Raw genomic sequence first — 17,079 nt, 5'->3', positions numbered from 1 at the left:
TAAAATCGTAAATCTAAAATCTAAAATTTTAAAATGGGTTTAATTTTCATTCCCGGACGGATGTTGATGAGGGCTTTGGTCACGTAGCGGTTTTCGGTGGTGACGCCGCTGATGATTTCCCGCATGCCGTCAGGGGTTAGGGTTCCGACTTTTACTTGACGAAATTCCACGGTATCGTCGGGGGTGACGAGGTAGATGTAACGTCCTCCTTGGTTGGTACTGATGGAAGCCTCGGGAATGACGATGGCTTTCGGTACACTCTTGTAAGGTACGACAACTTTCACGTACATTCCGCTCAACAAATCCCCGTTCGGGTTTCTGGCTATTGCCCGTACGGTGATGGTTCCAGTGGAGAGGTCGACGTTGGGCGACCGGTAATCGAGAGAGGCAATCCATGTTTTTTCGGGATTGTTCACGTCTTGTATCGTGACGGGTAGTGCCGACGGACTGTTTTGGGGTAATTGCATGAAATCGGCGTATGCCATATTGAAATAAAGGTACATCTGGTTGTCCTTGTATATGGTTGCCAGTGCCGAATTGTTGGCGTCGGTTCCTACCATATTACCGGGATCGACCATGTTACGGGATATCCGTCCCGTGAAAGGAGCTTTTACCATGCAATAGGATAGGTCTATATTGGCGGAACTCAATTGCGCCCGCGCATCCTCGTAGGCGGCAACCGCTTCCCCGTAATCCGATTGGGATTGCAGGTAGTCTATTTCGCTGATAGCCTTATTTTTCACGGCTTCTTTCATGCGTTCGTAGGATGCCTTGGCGTATGCCAGTTTGGATTTGCAACTTTCTACATTCGCTTCGGCTTGGGCAACCTTGTCTTTGTAAGGTTGAGGTTCTATCACGAAAAGAGTTTGTCCTTCCCGTACCCGCTGACCGGGGGTGAAGTTGTACGAATCGAGATACCCAGATACGCGGGCAACTAGATTGACGGTCTGTTCCGCTTCCATATACCCCGGGTATTCAAACGTGTAAACCACGGTACGGAATCCCGGATGAGCGACCTCCACCGAGGGAGCCTGAGGTGTTTCTTTTTTTTGCTTGGAATCCCCACATCCCGTTAAAAAGATGATCGGAATAAAGAAGATAAAACTGGATACTTTCATAATAAATATGTATGTTAGTTCGTGTAAATGAAATCTAAAATCATTAAATCTAAAATTATTCCACAGGCCATCCTCCGCCAAGAGCCTGATAGAGTTCTATCAAGTAACGGAGTGACGCTGCCCGCGCTTCCACGAGGGAATTTTCGTAATTCAGCAGGCTCAATTGTGACGTGAGCACATTCTGGTAGCTTGTCAGACCGTTTTTATATTGTTCTATCGCCAGATCCAGTGTTAATTGTGATTGCTGGTAAGCATCGTTCAGGGCGGAGATTTGCGAGAGGGATTTGTTGTAAGTTACCAGCGCATTGTCCACTTCCTGTAAGGCGGTGAGCAAGGTCTGGTTGTACGAGTTGATCTCTTCATCCAATTGGATTTGTGCTGATTTCTTGGATTCCACGAGGTTACGACCGCTGAATATCGTCCACTTGATAGAGGGAGCAATTTGCCATATCATGTTTTCCTTGTCCGTGAAGTGTTCGAAGTTCTCGGAAGCGTAACCGATGTAACCTGTCACGAGAAATTTCGGCCACCAGTCGGCACGGCTTGCCCCGACAGCCTCGGCCAGTCCGTCGATAGTTCTCTCTGCCGAACGTACATCCGGTCGTTGGCGGATCAGGTTCGCGGGAATCCCGACGGCTGCCGCTCTCGGGTTTTCCGGGAGCGGGTGTGTTCTGAACAGGGAATCCCGAATCTGAACGGAATGTTCCCCGATCAATACCCCGATCAGGTTTATTTGTTGCGCGATAGTTGATTCGATACCCGGAAGGGATGCTTTTGTTTGCAGGTAAAGACTTTTTGCCTGAGCCACGTCGAGCCGGGATGCGAGTCCCACGTTTAGTTTGGATTCCGTGAGTTCCATGACCTGTTTTTGGGATTCGATATTCCTTTGAGTCACTTCGAGTTGCTTCTGGGCGCAACGCAGATTGACGTATGCCGTGGACAACTGGGCGGCAAGTGATACCATAACTCCCCGGTAGTCTTCTTGGGCGGCGAGATAGAACTCTTTCTGTGAGGAACTTTCTTTACGGATTCGTCCGAAAACGTCGAGTTCCCAGTTCAAATTGACCGTGGCGCTTCCCACCCGTTCGATGATGTTTTTCTTGTCGGCGCTAAGACTGCTCTTTTCCGGTGCGTAACTACCCGAGAAGTAGATGGTCGGGTAATAAGGACTCCGGTCTACCCGTAATTTGGCTTTAGCCAGTTCTATTTTGCGGATCGCGTTACGGACGTCGTAGTTTTTGATTACCGCTTTGTCAATCAGCGTGTCGAGTATGGGATCTCTGAACAGTTTCCACCATTCGTCGTTCGAGGGAAGTGTCTGTTGCAGGTTCGGGGCATTGCTAGTCCTTTTGTAAGGTTTGTTGACTTGTGGCGGGGCAGCTTTCCCCGCCAAAGTTATAAGTGTGAAAATAATAAATGACAGGATACATCCTGTCCTCGTCATAGCAGCCAGTCTCATAGTGTATAAATTGTGTTAGTCTATTTTCTACTAACTGCTATACGAGAATAAGGAAAAAATGTTAGAACCCGAAATTCATTTCGTCTGTAACAATAACTACTTGGGCGGACGGAGCGTTAAGTATTTTTCGCTCGCTTTCCGTTGCCGGGCGTATTTGAATAATTTGCATCGGGTCGACGTTGAATGTTCTCGTGAGCCGATTGTTGACGAGTAATGACGGTTTGGACAGTTTCTCCGGATTGACCGTAAATTCCTGATTTTTGTATTTGTATTTCAAGACGCCGTTGGAATAGCTGATGAATTGTCCTGATTTTTTCAGCGTGTTGATGATCACGTGGGACTTTTTCGCGTTGCCCGGTTCGGTGACCATAATCACGTTGGCAATCTCCTCCGGTATCCCGTTTTTCAAGCTGTCGGCGGCATATTCTACCCCGTCGATCAAGTACGCGAGTTCCGAATTGGTAGCGTTTACTTTGATACGGGTTTTACCGTTCTCGCGGATGACTTCCAGACCGTTGGAAATAGATTCGGACATGCCGTCCATCCCGTTGAACATACTGCCCATGTTGCGGAATGCCTCTTCTGCACGTTTCATCATATCTTCCATGCTGCCCATATTCCCGAATCGTTCCCGCAGGGTTCCGAAAGGATCTTCGCCGAAGAGCGAATCTCTCTTAACCCCGAATCTCTCTTCCATCCGTTTGAGCAGGTCCATCGGGTTGCCCATCCTCTCGGCGAAAGAACTGCCTTCGGCGGGAGTGTTGATGTATGCCAGTCTGTCAAGTCCTTTCACATTGAGAGCCGCAGCGATCTCATCCACATTATCCAAGTCGATATTTCCCTTTAATTCAATCACGGAGAGCTGTTCTCTTTCCTCGTTCCATAATACTAATGTCGTGATCTGCTCGTTGTTCTGTGTCACGTACAGACGCTCTTGACCGTATACGCCTTGATGGCTGCGTACGAGAGTGTACTTGGACTCGTTTTCCATGCTCGGGATTAGTCTTTGGTTGATTTCTTCGACTACTTTAGGGGTTGCCCGTTTTTTGTCAACGTACATCACGTTGATTTCTTTCATGTTATTCAAGGCTTCTTCCGCGGCGATAGACATATCGCTTTGTTTATACAGTTTATAAAGCGATGGGGTTAGCATCGTCACGGTTATGCCTTCTTTGTTACGGAACGCTTTCATCTCTTTGCCTACCTGCGCTTGCAGGGGAAAAACGATGACAAGGCTTACTATACACGTTAATAAACATCTGATCTTCATAACCTGATAATTTTATTGTTATACTGGCACATTCTTTTTTAACCGACAGTAAATTTAATGGAATAACCCGTTCATTATTCCCGGCTTAACGTTATTTACAAAAGTTATACCATTGGGCGAGAAATTTTATACCTTTGAAGCCGAAAACAGATTGTAAATTGTAAATTTTAAATTTTAAATTGAAGATACTCTTGATATTCAATCTAAAATCTAAAATTTAAAATCTAAAATAATATGTTGGGGTATAATTTCGGGATTATCGCTTATCGCGGCGCTATTGGTATTGCTTCTCTGTTTAACGAGAAGGCGGCTTTGTGGGTGAAGGGAAGAAAGGGAATATGGAAACGGATGGAAGCGGCAGGACGGGAAAAAGGACGATTGGTGTGGTTTCATGCCTCCTCGCTCGGGGAGTTTGAGCAAGGACGTCCGGTGATCGAGAAGTTGAAAGAGAGAGAGCCTTACACGAAGGTATTGTTGACTTTTTTCTCCCCCTCGGGTTACGAGATTCGGAAGAATTATCCCGGGGCGGATTATATATTCTATTTGCCGACGGATACCCCGGCAAATGCCCGTCGCTTTATGAAGATATGGCATCCCGATGCTGCCGTGTTCGTGAAATACGAGTACTGGTATAATTATCTCCGGGAGTTGCACGAACGTGAAGTGCCGACTTATTTGATATCTGCTATCTTCCGCCGGGAGCAGCCTTTTTTCAAAAAGTGGGGCGGACTGTACCGCCGGATGTTACGTTTCTTTACCCGCCTTTACGTGCAGGACGAGGAATCCGTTAAGTTGCTCGCCTCTATCGGGATTACCCACGTGCAACAGACGGGAGATACCCGTTTTGATCGCGTAAAACAGATCGCGGATGCGGCAAAACGAATCGAGAAAGTGGAAGCGTTCTGTAATGACCGCCGTGCCGTGGTTTGCGGAAGTACATGGCCGGGGGACGAGGAGATTATCATGGATTATATCAATAAACAGGAAGGGGGCTTTAAATGGATTATTGTGCCTCACGAGATCGGGGAGGGGCATATCCGTGATATTCTGAACAAGTGTCATAAACCCGCGGCACGTTACACGGATGAAAATGCCGATGTGACGAAATGTCAAGTACTTGTGGTCGATACTATCGGGGTGCTGTCGTCTATATACCGGTATGGTTCCATTTCCTATATCGGCGGCGGTTTCGGTAAGGGTATCCACAACACGTTGGAAGCTGCGATATACGGAATCCCGGTGATTTTCGGTCCCAAGTATCATAAATTCAAAGAAGCGGTAGACTTGATTGATTGCGGGGGAGCGTTCTCGATCAAGGATAAGGAACAATTCACGTCCTTGCTCGACTCGTTAATAAATAGCCCGGCTATCGCTGAGGCAGCCGGGCAAAGTGCTTTAAAGTTTGTCAATAAACAATTGGGCGCTACGGATGCGATTATTCGCCAGTTAGTAGAATAGGACTTCTTCTTCCGCTTCATTTTCCACTTCGACACCCTTGATCCATGCTTTCAAGGTCTTTAGGATGGCGTCGCGGGTAAGGTTTTCGAAGTCTTTGATACGGCATTTGTGATCCATATCCGCTTTTATGTATTTGGCACACTTGGTATTCTTTTTCAAGTCAACGGCGGTAGCACTCCATGGGTCTATTCCCCCGTAGATAAAGAGCATATTTTCCGCTTTTGTTTGTAGCCAGTTATTTATGTCATGTAATTGTTTCGTGTTGAAAGGCGTATTCTCGTATCCCTTGGGCATAGCGAAGTCAAAGGTGATTATGTTGTCCTTTTCTTCTTTGAAATATTTTTTGAAGGGCTTGATGTTGTACGCATACATGCCCGTTTCGGTCAGTGCGGCGTAATAGAAGGCCTCGATGTCTCTGATGGATTGGTCACTGAAGAAATCCGGTGACGAGATGCGGACAAGATAATTGTATATCTGTTCGAAGTCTTCCACTTCCGGTTGTGGCATATCGTTGATGTTATTGCCCCATTGCCAGAATGCAAACGGGAATTCCATGATGATTAATTTCAATGCCCGCTCCGTGCCGCCTGCTTTTTCGAATGTATAGCCTCTTGAACGTGCCGTTTCTTCCAGCATGGGTAATAATTTGTTGAGGTTCTCGAAACATTTTTTCTGGAAATCGAAGATTTGCCATTTGGTTTCTTTACCGCCACCTTCGAGCAAATGTCTGTTTTCCGGGGTATCGCCGAGTTTAGAAAGGAATTTCTCTAAACGGGGGTCCACTTTCTCTAGGTTAATCGGGGCAACATAAGGTACGCTGACTTCCACGTCCTCCGGGTAGAAGTAACGGTGGTAGACGGTGGTCTGTCCGCCTTTGCTGATACCGGTTGATATCCATCTCGTGTCGGGGTATACCTTTTGGCGCAAACTTTGGATGATCTCGTGTTGGTCGGTAGCCGCTTGTTTCAGCGTCAAGTCCGACCAAGGAGTTTCCCCGGCGGGCTTGCTGTTGTTGAAGAAACGGTGTTCTATCGTGAGTTGGTTTGTCTTGAATAATTGCGATAACTCGCTTTCGGTGGGAGAATATATCCCGTATCCTTCCAAGATTGCCACCATGGGCGCTTTGAAGTCCCGATGCCCGAGCAACACCCGTTGTTTGAATGTGCCTTTCGCGGGATTGTTATGGTCGATCGGTTGTTCGTACCAAAACTCGTAATATTCGCTATAGGGAGGAACTTTTAATTCCCGTATATCGGATATCTCTGTGATTTGCTGTAATTTCTGTAATAACGGCCCGTTCGCGAATAACGTTCCGCATGCTAATAATAGGGATACAACAAGTGTAAATACATATTTCATAGGTCAGCTCTTTATTTTTCAGTCTGCAAGGTATGAATTTTATATGAAAAAGATACCTTTGTTACACTATTTAAAAATTAAAAGAATATGAAAAGAATTTTGTTATTAATCGCATTATCCTTGTGTTTGTGGAATGTCGCGGAGGCAAAAGCTCCTCAGACCCAACCTTCAAAAGAATATGTAGAGACGTTGAAAAAGATGATCACCGTTTCCGGCGGTGATGCTACGTTCAAAATGGTCGTTCCGCAAATGTTTGCCATGATGAAGCAACAATTGCCGAATGTACCCGAGGAATTTTGGAAAACAGCCGAGGCGGAAATTATGAAAACCATCATGGACGATGTTGTCGGTATGTTGGCTCCGGTTTATTCGAAACACCTGACACAGGCTGATTTGGAAGGTATTATCAAATTCTATGAAACACCCGTGGGTAAGAAAATGGCTGCCGCACAACCGGGAATCATGTCCGAAAGTATGAAAGTAGGGCAACAATGGGGAATGCAGATCGCGATGAAGATACAGGGGATGTTGAAGGAGAAAGGGTATATGTGATTTACGATTTTAAATTTTAGATTTAAGATTGAGGGCTGTCCGCCGCCGGTTCTTGTTTATAAAGAAAGCCGGTGACGGACAGAGTTTTTATCTATTCTTCGCCCCACATGAATACGCTTCTTGCTCCGCTTTTAAAGATAACATGTTTTATTTTACCCATGTCGTTCTTTGTTTTATATAGAACATTGCTTTTCCAGATTCCTACATCTGTTGCGTCAATGAGGTAAAATATTCCATTGTCCAGACCGACGCCTATTCTGTCGCCGTTCATGGCAACTGCGATTGAAGTGATGCTATGCCCTTCAAAGTCAATGTCGAAAAGGTGTGCTTTTCCGGTTTTATCATTCATATCTCTCCAGTATAATTTCTCTTGATTGGCTCCTGCTGAAAAGAAGAAATAAGGAGTTTTCCGGGAAATGGCGAAAACATTATTTCCGTTCAACATATCTCCGTCCGGGAAAGGTATTTCGTAGTCGGGAGCGATGTTGATTGCTCCTGTATACCATACAGCACCTATGCCGAAATTCTGCATATAGTATTGGTTTTCAGTTCTGTCATACAAAATTGAAAATACGCTGTTTTCATAGTCAGCCCAAGGATCCGGGTTTTCATAGCTTGCCGCAAATACAATTTCCCGTGTCATATTATTAAGGTCGGAAAAATCGTCGGGATAATCTTTATGCGAGATAACGGTGGGTTCCCCGCATAATTTGGGTTCGTAATCCGTATCCATGCAGGCTAAATAGCGATGATTGAGTTCGTCAAACATGAGTATACATTTGCTATTCAAATATAAGGTCGGGATGAAATGGCTGATACGCATGCCGCCGCTTGCCCGCATTGGTTCCGCCATGAAGCGTCCCGAATGATATTCTTTTGGGACATCATTCCGACGACTGTATACATTTCCGTCTTCGGAAAGCAAGTAACCGCATATTTCGGGATAAAGGGCATCCTTAGGTACGAAATTGGCGGGATATGTTTCTCCAAGGAATTCCAGCTCCGTGTCAACAGCCTTCGTGAGGGCACTACCGTCTAATTCCACGGAACCGGATTTTTGTAACACTAGGATCTCTCCAATGGACGAATAGTTTGAGCTCCAATGTTCGAGTAATTTTATCGGTTCGGAGCCAAGATCGGTTCCGTTGACATTTTTGTAGACATCGGTTTCTTCTCCGTATACGATTTCAATAAGATTGCCATCGTCATCCTCTTTCTTTTGTTCTTTGACATAGGAGAGGTAGGATTTGTTATCTTTTTCCGATAATATAAGCCAACCGGCTTGATATGTGCCGGAAACATTTACCATGAATTCTGCCGTGTATTTCATACCCGTGCTGTTATCTTCCACGCGGAAATAACAACGCCGGTTTCCGACAAATTCTTTGAAACTTTCGATATGGAGTTCGGGAGAGGTACTATCTATAACCACACCGTTGACAATCCATTCGTAACTTAAACTTACATTGACGCTATCGAGAGAGAAAGATAATTCGGGAGTTATGTTCAAGGGATCTCCATAGTTAATACTGTTGCTCCATGCGATATTATCTATCGTGATTTTGTTCAGTTCTGAATAGCTATAATTACCTTTATCATCCATACATCCTAAAATCAGGACAGACAATGATAAAATCCAAATATATATCTTTTTCATAGTCTTATTTTTATTTATCCAATTACAGTTACAGTCATCGGTCGACCGTCTTCATCTAAAACGGGACCTATTTCAGGGTCTTCCGCGCACTTTTGCAGGTAGTATTTGAATTGTAGTGCCAATGCCCGTTTTTCGGGCGATTCAAGATTGGACCAATCAGAAACTTTCGTGACGCTCATGAGTGTTTCGTACTTGAGATCAGAATACTTGCCGAGATAAACTTTTTCAATGTCAGAATCCCACCATTCGGGACGAGAGGGAATGGCTGTAAAAATAATTACGGCTTTCCGGTATAATTTCGGTCCCGGGGTATAAGCGTCGGATGCATCCAGATTCACGACGAGCTTAAATCTTTTGTCATCCAGTTTGGGCGTGTAATTCAAGAATAGTTGTGTGGAATCTTTCTGGTGTCCGGCGTGGAATACGGCATCTGTCGGGAGGTCGTAATCTTCTTCTGCCGCGGTTGACAAATCTTTATCCACGGAGAATTTGACAGGTACATCCTTTGTAAAGATATCCCCTCCGGATTCGAGTTTTAACCACACGGGTACTTTATCCTGCCCGGGATAGAAAAAGAATGACATTTCAATACTATCCGAGGTGTAGCTGTTGCGGAAATAGATGTAATGCCCGCCTTCATAATAGGGTGATTCTTCTTCTGTACAACTGCATATCGTGAACAGACAAATGAGTATTACAAGATATTTTTTCATAATCGGTAATTTTATGAATTAGATATTTTCACTGGCGGGAACGGGTAATACGAACTTGGCGGTGATTGCCGGGTTTGTCTTGCCATCCCAAATAGGAAGATTATAATATTTATACAGGAAGAAAAGTTGTCCTTCGCTCATTAACTCTCGTCTTGCGTCTAAAAGCATCGTTTCGATAAATTGACTTTCGGATAATTCAGGAAGAGGTTTTCCGTTACCGCGTTCTTCTCGCAATTCGGCCAGTAATGCTTTTGCTTCATCCACTTTTTTGTGTTGCAAAAAATATTCGCAAGCGATATAATACATTTCGGCTTTTCTTATGACGGGAATGAGCGGACCGTTATCTCTTTCTTTAGAAGGGTCTTCATAACCTACATATTTGGCTGAAATCCGGGTACCTTTGGCTATTTCCGTTGTCATTTTTGAATAGCGGCGGTCGGTAGTTTCGCCTTCGAATAAATCTTCTACATTCCGGATTTTCAGATAACCGTTTTCACCTGTCCATGGTTTAAATATCTCGGTAACATTTTTGTTGAAAAAAGCCAGAATGATATCTTCCCTACTTTTGGAGTTTCCGTCATAACTTGAACTATATGACGGATATTCCAATCCTTCGAAATCTAGTAAGTATTTCGCTTCTTCATACGCCTTGTCAATTTGTCCGGAGTACATGTAGACTCTTGCCAGTAACGCGGTTACGTTCATGTAATTCATGCGTGTCCCGCGATAACTCCAGAAAATACCTCTTTCTTGGAAATAATTTGCTTTCCCTACTCTATAAAAAGCGTCTTGTATAGCTTTTATATTATCCGGCAGCGTGTCGAATTTAGCCGTTAAGTCTTGGGCTTTTTCCAAATCTTCGATAACTAATTTTAAAAAGTCATCTACCGAAAGTTTAGGACTCCGAATTTCGGGGTACGAGGTGCAGTAGGGAATATATGTTCCGGAAGCTCCTGCCTTGGGCGCCGGGGCAAACAATCTGAGCAGGTCGAAGTGCATAAATCCGCGTAAGGCTAGAGCCTCTCCCAAGATCATATTCTTTTCTTCTTCTTTATACTCGAAGATAGATGGGCTTGCGTGTTCTATGTTTGTGATTACGTTGTTGCAATTCGCTATGCAGTTGTACATGGATTCCCATATTTTAGTAATAACGGGTTTGACGGCACTATGTTCAAATGCGTAATTTTGGGCTTGAACCAGTTCACCACCGTTTAATGTTATTGCTTTGGGATCGTATAGTTGTCCGAGGCAATCCATGAATCCCCACGTCATATTTTTACCGTAAAGATCTTCTGTTGAAAGATTCTGGTATATGCCTAGTAAAGCACTTCTGAAACCGTTCCCGTTTTCAAACAATTGACTCTCTTTAATCTGGTCTGAAGCCGAAACATCCAGCCAGTTGTCGCAACCGGAGAATCCTATTAGGCAAAGGGCGATATATATTATTTTTTTCATGGTCATGTATTTTATTAGATTAAAGTCCGATTTTTAATGAGAATCCCATGTTATAAGCGAAAGGATAAGAAAGTCCTCTCTCCTGCTTTATTGAAGAAACATGCATCAAATCATTCATGTTGAATTCAACACGTAACGTTTTTAAACGGGCTTTTTTCATCCATGCATGTTCGCTGAAATCGTATCCTAGTGTGAGTGAAGTCAGTTCCAGCCAATTATCGTCCTGCACGAAGCGGGAAACCGGTCTTGTTGTTTCACTGTAATCTTTGATGCTTTTGTATTTTGCAATATCCCCGATTTCATGCCAACGGTCATACAATACGCGTTTATCCGCGTTATAATATTGCAGGTTGACATTTTCAACTTTTGAAACCAACGTGGAGTTGTAGCTTTGTGCCCCGAATTGGAATTTGAATGAAGTGAATAAGGTGAAACCTTTATAACGTAAATTTAAACCGAAATTACCTTCCGCATCGGGTTCCGTATCTCCCAGTACGATTTGGTTTTCTGCCGTGTAGTCGTAAGTGATGCTACCGTCTCTGTTCAATAGCATATCCTTTCCGTTTGTCGGATCGATTCCAAGAGATCGCATTCCCCAGATAGCTGTCAGTGATTGACCTTCTTCGTATTTTAACAAGGGTTTCATCAATTCCTCGTCCGGGGTAGAATAATAATCGTCATAGTGAGAGTTCACCTTGTCGTTGTATTCCTGCAATGCGTTTGATATCTTTTTCAATTTACCTTTGTTGTGCGAAAGATTTAAAAACACGGAGGCAGCCCAATCTTTCGTTCTGACAAAATCACTTCTTACATCAATTTCAAATCCTTTGTTTTCAAGCTTTCCGAGATTTTCTTTGTAAGAATTGAAACCGGCAGAAGAAGGAATAGTAACATCATTTACCATATCTACCGTCTGTTTGTTATACCACGATGCTTTCGCGTAGAAAAGTCCGTCAAATAGCTCAAATTCGATACCAAGGTCTAAAGAATTTGTTTTTTGCCACACCAGATTTTGGTTTCCTAAAGCGATGAGGGAAACACCGTACCCGGAACTGTACCAATTGTCAAGATTGGCCAGATAACGGGTAGATGCCTCGTAAGGAGCAAAATTAGCAGTACCTAATTGCCCGTAATTACTTCGGATTTTTAATAGGGTGAGGACTTTGTTCCCTTTTAAAAAATCGTAATTATGAATGTTTATGGCTGCACCACCGGAATAGAAAGAACCCCATCTTTTCTTGTCTCCGAATTCCGAGGAACCATCCAGACGATACGTCAAGTCAAGAGCGTATATGTTATTGTAGTCATAGTTTACAGAAGCGAGGAAACCGATATTCCGGGTTGCGTTGTCCGCGAAAGTGGGCTTCTGATAGATTTCTTTTGCATAGGCCGGAGATACCAGATCGCTGGAAGGGAATCCCCTGTATTCGCTTCTTTCCGAATCTGTTTCTTGAGCTCTGGCGTTATAAGTTAATGTAGCGTTTATATTGTGTTTATGTAATTGACGGTTGTAAATTAACATGACGGATAGATCCCAACTTAAGAAATTCCCTCTGGATCTTGTTAATGAACCTCTTAATAAATTGTACGGGTCACTTGAATTTTGGGATTTTTGAGACAGGGGATCCACGAAAACGTCAGATTTTGTCCATTGTTTGGTTACGCCGAAAGTACCTTTTATTTGTAGTCCGTCAATAATATACCAGTTGATACCTACATTATCTTGTAATTCATTATAGGACGATCTGTCATAGTTGCCAAGAGTGGCCTCGTATAGAGGATTGGTTTTATCAAAATCTCCCCATTTGAGTGTTTTACTATAATTGCCGTAGGAATCTTTCATTTCGTTATAGGGTAACTGTCTCGTGTAATCTGCAAAGTTCCCGTAAGGAGATTCTTTGGATTTGTTGGATTTGTAGGCTATATAGTTTTTAATCTGTAGATCCTTATATCTATAATCCAAGGTTAGTCCGGCTCCCATATTATCCCGGAAAGATCCTTTCATAACTCCGTCATTGTTGTTGTAGGAAAGATCCAGCCCGAAACGAATACTTTCCACACCACCTTGAATGTATATGCTGTGTTTGTGGCTGAAGGAGTTACGGAGAGGTTGACCGATCCAGTAGGTGTCAACTCCCCGGGCAACGTCTTCCAGTTTCTGGTAATACGTGTTTTGTGCCGAAAGTTCGTCATAGTATCCGGCAAGCCGTTCTGCTTCCAGTTTTTCTGCCGCATTCATAAGATTATAGTCGGACAGGTCGGGAATGGCGAGGGTGCCGACCATGGAATAATCTACACGGATCTCACCCGGCTTGGGGGCTACCGTTGTGATTACAATCACTCCGTTGGCAGCGCGGGAACCGTACATGGCGGTTGCGGCAGCGTCTTTGAGGATCGTGATACTTTCAATTCTTTCCGGGTCCATGTCGTACACTTTCTCTGCCGTTACTTCGAAGCCGTCCATGATGAAAGTAGGAGTGTTCGGGTTATTTTCCAACGCTTGTTTATCCAGTGCTTTTGTCCCGATACTGGAACGTCCGCGAATGTAAAACTCGGGAACTTTGTTCGGGTTGGAACCCCATTCATTGTTTTTGATGATTCGTAATGAAGGATCGTAGGTAGACAGTGCGGCGATAACGTTTCGTTTGGACACTTTCAAGATATCTTCTTTCTTCAATTGTACGGCACTTCCCGTGAAACTTGATTTTTTGATGTTGGAATATCCCGTAACAATAACTTCGTCCAAACTTTCCTCTTTTTCTTTCAAAACAATTCTGAAGGTTGTCTTGTTACCGGCTTGGACCTCTTGAGTTTCCATGCCGACATAGGTGAAAACGAGCGTAAGATCTTTCAAGTTGGCGGGAATGGTCATTTTGAACAGACCTTTTGCATCGGTACTCGTTCCGATAGTAGTTCCTTTGATCATGACGGTAACACCCGGGATGGAGTCGCCCTTGACGTCTACAACGACACCTTTTATCTCTTTCGCTTTCTCCTCTTCTTTGGTGCGGTTGGTCAACACGAACACATTATCCACGATCTTGTATGTCAGGCTTGTACCTTCCAGACATTTATTCAAAACCTCTTCCAGTGTTTTGTCTGTCATTTCCAAGTCAAACTTTTTATCCGACCTGACTTGTTCGTGATTGTAGAGAATCTCGCATCCGACCACGTTTGTCAGATATTCCAGCGCGTGGAGTAACGTTACGTTTTTCAAGTTGACCGTCACTACTTTGTGCTGTTGTCCGTACAGGTTTTCCCCGGAGATGGACAAGGTAACGAAAAGTTGCAGGCAAAGAATTAGCAGCCCCTTGCATAGCAACTGTTTTAGATGACACTCTTTTTCCATGTTTGCTATTGTTATGTTTGTAATTAAATTAGATAGGGACGAGAGACTGTTTTTCGGGTCTCTCGTCCTGTTATTTGTCAATCTTTTTTGAGAGCTTGGTTGATTTGATGCAGTAGTAAAGCGTAATGATTACGGGTTTCGGTATTACCCGTGTTCTTGGCTTTTTCCAATTGTTGTTTGGTCTTCATCAAAACATTGTAATACACGTGCGCGATACTTGGAAATTCCGCTTTTACCCGTCTTTGGAATCCAACGCCTTGCACCGGTTCCGGGCTGTCGGCAGATAATTTTGCTTGTTCCGGGACATAACCGTAGAGTTGGAACATCTTTTGATCCAGCCATTGATCCAGCGTCAAGTTATCCGTGATATTCATACTGCCTCTTGCCTTGCCTTTTCCGGCATCCAGTTTGGATTCTTTGATTAGGCTCTTCACGAAAGTCAATTGTGCTTCCCGTTCCCGGCTTTTCAGCGTGACACCTTTTTGTGTGGGTTTCCAAATGTAATCGTATATATCCTGCAAGTACTCCTCTTCCGTGTATGGATCTTCTGATTTCGAGATGCATAGCCCTAAGCCGGAAGCGTTGCTGATAAGATTGCTGATCAGTGTTTGCTGGAAAAGCACTCCGGGATTACCGATAATCGGGATATTTTTGAGCATTTCTTTGTTATCCAGCCACGACATATCTTCCTGTAATTGCAACAGAAATTGTAAAGCCCGCTTTTGTTCTGCTTTCGGTACGGACTGGTAAGTCGGTCGCGGATCGCCCTCGTATTTCTCGTTCAGGTAGATACCACCGATGATAGGAGTGACGTGTCCCATGTAGGTTCTGAATTGATTCAGAATGGCATAATACATCTGATTTCTGAAAGAGAGGTCAGTGTCCGACGCTGCAACCCATTCGTTCAAGTTCTCCATGACGTATCTTAAATTCTTCAAACCGTAGGTGGCGGACTTGATGGCATCGTCACCCAAGTCTTCTTCCAAGGCACTCGGATCATACCGGGACATGATTTGCTGTTTCCCGTACCTGTAAACAGGATCTCCGGCTTTTTCACTGATCCATCTGTCCAGCGTCGGAACTTCCTCTTCTGCGGTTTTCGCCTCGGGGATAGGCTTGTAAATCCATTTTATGGCGTAGTAATCATATTGTCCGATGATAGGCGGTGTGAGTTTTACCCCTTTTTCCAAGTCCCCCGGTTGTGCCACGTAATTGAAGCGGGCATAATCCATGATGGAAGGAGTCGTGCCGTATTTCTGCGTGAAGGTGGCGGAACGCAAAGAGTCCGTGGGGAAGGCATTAGAGGATGCCATATTGTGCATCAACCCGAAACAGTGTCCCACTTCATGACGTGCGACGTAGCGGATGGCGTCACCCATGACCTCTTCCGGCAAGGTGATCTGCCTTACGCTCGGGTCTACGGCTGCCGTTTGCAACATTCTCCACGTGTAAAGAAGACTCACGAGATTGTGATAGATGTACACGGAAGCGTTCAGAATCTCCCCGCTTCTTGGGTCTACCCAAGAGGGACCCATGGCGTTTTCCACGGGAATGGGAGCATAACGGATACAGGTGTATTTAATATTGTTCGGGTCAAATTCGGGATCGTCAACGGGGAACATTTTGGTCTGTACGACATTCTTTAATCCGATTTCTTCGAAAGCACGGTTCCAGTCTTCCACTCCCATGCGGATGTATTTCATCCACATTTGCGGGAAATTCGGGTCGATGTAGAAGATAATCGGTTGTTTTACATCTACAAGCTCTCCTCTCTTGTAGGCTTCCATGTCCTTGGGTTCAACTCTCCAGCGGTGGGCGTAGTAAACGACGTCCGAACCATTGTCGTCATTCGTGAATTTCATTTTCCCCGTGTAGAAAACCCCGATGCGCGGGTCTAGAATCCGGGGTTGCATCGGTTTCTCCGGCAATAGGATTAAGGAGCGTTTCACGAGGGCGGAGAACGGTTTGTCCGTTTGGTACTCGAACATGCCGAGGGCTCTCATGGTTACCCCGAAGGAAAGGTGACTGCTGATTGATACGTTGTCTTCAAAAGCCATGATATCGCCGATAAACGAACGGTCTTTTTTGAAGTTCGTGATACGCTGAATCCAACCGCCGTAGGTACTTGCGCTGTACGGGTCGAAAGGATCGATCTCGTATAAATCACTTACGAGGAAGTCTGTCACGTCGAACACGACCGCCGATTTATCATTATTCCAGCATTTGACCGGGAACATTTTTGCGATAGCACCGATATTTCCTTTGTCGATGGCTTCTTGAATGTTTTTGTCCTTGGCGTTGGTGACCGAAGCGTTGTAAACATAGCGCATTTGTACGTTCGTGTCTATTTTGGTGAAGTAGATATGCAGAGGTCTGTGCGGCTTCTGTCCCACCAGTGCTTCCGTGTTGTCGCTAATCTCCTCGACGGTCGAACCGAGTAACATTTCCTTCCCGAATAACGAGAACGGAAATTCAAAATAGACCTTGCCGTCGATTTTGTGTAACGTGATCAAGCCCTTTACCGTCTTGCACGCGGGTGTATTGAACAGTTTGTCGTATTCGCTTTGCTTCTTCTGTTCTGTTTTATTCTCTTTCTTCTTTCTCGTTGCGGCTTGCGTACCGAGTGTCGGTATCAAGAAGCAAATGATGAGAAGAGTCATTATCTTGTTCATATCAATTTTTTTTATCA

At 44.4% G+C, this 17,079-nt stretch carries 11 protein-coding genes; 2 read left to right on the top strand and 9 right to left on the bottom strand.

Annotated elements, in window-relative coordinates:
* Nucleotides 1-20: 20 nt before the first annotated feature.
* The 3 genes from L0M98_RS15815 to L0M98_RS15805 form a co-directional block, all read right to left on the bottom strand.
* On the bottom strand, nucleotides 21-1,118 hold the full coding sequence (locus L0M98_RS15815) for an efflux RND transporter periplasmic adaptor subunit (RefSeq protein WP_227216870.1): 1,098 nt from the start codon (nucleotides 1,116-1,118) through the stop codon (nucleotides 21-23).
* Nucleotides 1,119-1,173: 55 nt separating this feature from the next.
* On the bottom strand, nucleotides 1,174-2,577 hold the full coding sequence (locus L0M98_RS15810) for an efflux transporter outer membrane subunit (protein ID WP_186974733.1): 1,404 nt from the start codon (nucleotides 2,575-2,577) through the stop codon (nucleotides 1,174-1,176).
* A 61-nt stretch (nucleotides 2,578-2,638) separates the two neighbouring features.
* Nucleotides 2,639-3,847 carry a DUF4252 domain-containing protein gene (locus tag L0M98_RS15805; protein WP_227216871.1) on the bottom strand — a complete coding sequence of 403 codons (1,209 nt, stop codon included), beginning with the start codon at nucleotides 3,845-3,847 and terminating at the stop codon, nucleotides 2,639-2,641.
* A gap of 237 nt (nucleotides 3,848-4,084) precedes the next feature.
* Between L0M98_RS15805 and L0M98_RS15800 the strand changes: the two genes are divergently transcribed.
* Entirely contained in the window at nucleotides 4,085-5,305 is a 1,221-nt protein-coding gene (locus L0M98_RS15800; protein ID WP_441301367.1) for a 3-deoxy-D-manno-octulosonic acid transferase, read from the top strand.
* On the opposite strand, the gene L0M98_RS15795 is transcribed toward L0M98_RS15800, so the two are convergent.
* Nucleotides 5,294-6,664, bottom strand: coding sequence for a S28 family serine protease (locus tag L0M98_RS15795; protein ID WP_227216873.1), 1,371 nt, complete (start codon nucleotides 6,662-6,664; stop codon nucleotides 5,294-5,296). The two genes, L0M98_RS15800 and L0M98_RS15795, sit on opposite strands and share 12 nt — an antisense overlap.
* 87 nt (nucleotides 6,665-6,751) lie before the next feature.
* On the opposite strand from L0M98_RS15795, the gene L0M98_RS15790 reads away from it, so the two are divergent.
* Nucleotides 6,752-7,216, top strand: coding sequence for a DUF2059 domain-containing protein (locus L0M98_RS15790; RefSeq protein ID WP_227216874.1), 465 nt, complete (start codon nucleotides 6,752-6,754; stop codon nucleotides 7,214-7,216).
* A gap of 91 nt (nucleotides 7,217-7,307) precedes the next feature.
* Here L0M98_RS15790 and L0M98_RS15785 read toward each other — a convergent pair whose 3' ends face one another.
* From L0M98_RS15785 to L0M98_RS15765, 5 genes are all read right to left on the bottom strand, one after another.
* Nucleotides 7,308-8,873: a PKD-like family lipoprotein gene (locus tag L0M98_RS15785; protein ID WP_186974730.1), complete on the bottom strand. Its 1,566-nt coding sequence runs from the start codon at nucleotides 8,871-8,873 to the stop codon at nucleotides 7,308-7,310.
* 14 nt (nucleotides 8,874-8,887) lie between these two features.
* On the bottom strand, nucleotides 8,888-9,586 hold the full coding sequence (locus L0M98_RS15780) for a DUF4843 domain-containing protein (protein ID WP_186974729.1): 699 nt from the start codon (nucleotides 9,584-9,586) through the stop codon (nucleotides 8,888-8,890).
* 18 nt (nucleotides 9,587-9,604) lie between these two features.
* Entirely contained in the window at nucleotides 9,605-11,041 is a 1,437-nt protein-coding gene (locus L0M98_RS15775; protein ID WP_186974728.1) for a RagB/SusD family nutrient uptake outer membrane protein, read from the bottom strand.
* Nucleotides 11,042-11,060: 19 nt separating this feature from the next.
* On the bottom strand, nucleotides 11,061-14,390 hold the full coding sequence (locus L0M98_RS15770; RefSeq protein ID WP_186974727.1) for a SusC/RagA family TonB-linked outer membrane protein: 3,330 nt from the start codon (nucleotides 14,388-14,390) through the stop codon (nucleotides 11,061-11,063).
* Nucleotides 14,391-14,467: 77 nt separating this feature from the next.
* Nucleotides 14,468-17,062 (bottom strand): zinc-dependent metalloprotease, encoded by a 2,595-nt coding sequence (locus L0M98_RS15765; RefSeq protein ID WP_227216875.1) that lies wholly within the window; start codon nucleotides 17,060-17,062, stop codon nucleotides 14,468-14,470.
* Nucleotides 17,063-17,079 lie beyond the last annotated feature (17 nt).

Origin of the sequence: Butyricimonas sp. DFI.6.44 (assembly GCF_022132345.1) — a bacterium.
Classification (GTDB): domain Bacteria; phylum Bacteroidota; class Bacteroidia; order Bacteroidales; family Marinifilaceae; genus Butyricimonas; species Butyricimonas muris.
The sequence above is the reverse complement of the archived record's forward strand: the minus strand, read 5'-3'. Positions and strand labels throughout refer to the sequence as shown.

Bases quoted from the DNA above. Each gene is read 5' to 3' on its own strand.
- L0M98_RS15780 (WP_186974729.1), bottom strand. From the start codon at position 9,586: ATGAAAAAATATCTTGTAATACTCATTTGTCTGTTCACGATATGCAGT.
- L0M98_RS15785 (WP_186974730.1), bottom strand. From the start codon at position 8,873: ATGAAAAAGATATATATTTGGATTTTATCATTGTCTGTCCTGATTTTA.
- L0M98_RS15765 (WP_227216875.1), bottom strand. From the start codon at position 17,062: ATGAACAAGATAATGACTCTTCTCATCATTTGCTTCTTGATACCGACA.
- L0M98_RS15805 (WP_227216871.1), bottom strand. From the start codon at position 3,847: ATGAAGATCAGATGTTTATTAACGTGTATAGTAAGCCTTGTCATCGTT.
- L0M98_RS15815 (WP_227216870.1), bottom strand. From the start codon at position 1,118: ATGAAAGTATCCAGTTTTATCTTCTTTATTCCGATCATCTTTTTAACG.
- L0M98_RS15795 (WP_227216873.1), bottom strand. From the start codon at position 6,664: ATGAAATATGTATTTACACTTGTTGTATCCCTATTATTAGCATGCGGA.
- L0M98_RS15810 (WP_186974733.1), bottom strand. From the start codon at position 2,577: ATGAGACTGGCTGCTATGACGAGGACAGGATGTATCCTGTCATTTATT.
- L0M98_RS15770 (WP_186974727.1), bottom strand. From the start codon at position 14,390: ATGGAAAAAGAGTGTCATCTAAAACAGTTGCTATGCAAGGGGCTGCTA.
- L0M98_RS15790 (WP_227216874.1), top strand. From the start codon at position 6,752: ATGAAAAGAATTTTGTTATTAATCGCATTATCCTTGTGTTTGTGGAAT.
- L0M98_RS15775 (WP_186974728.1), bottom strand. From the start codon at position 11,041: ATGAAAAAAATAATATATATCGCCCTTTGCCTAATAGGATTCTCCGGT.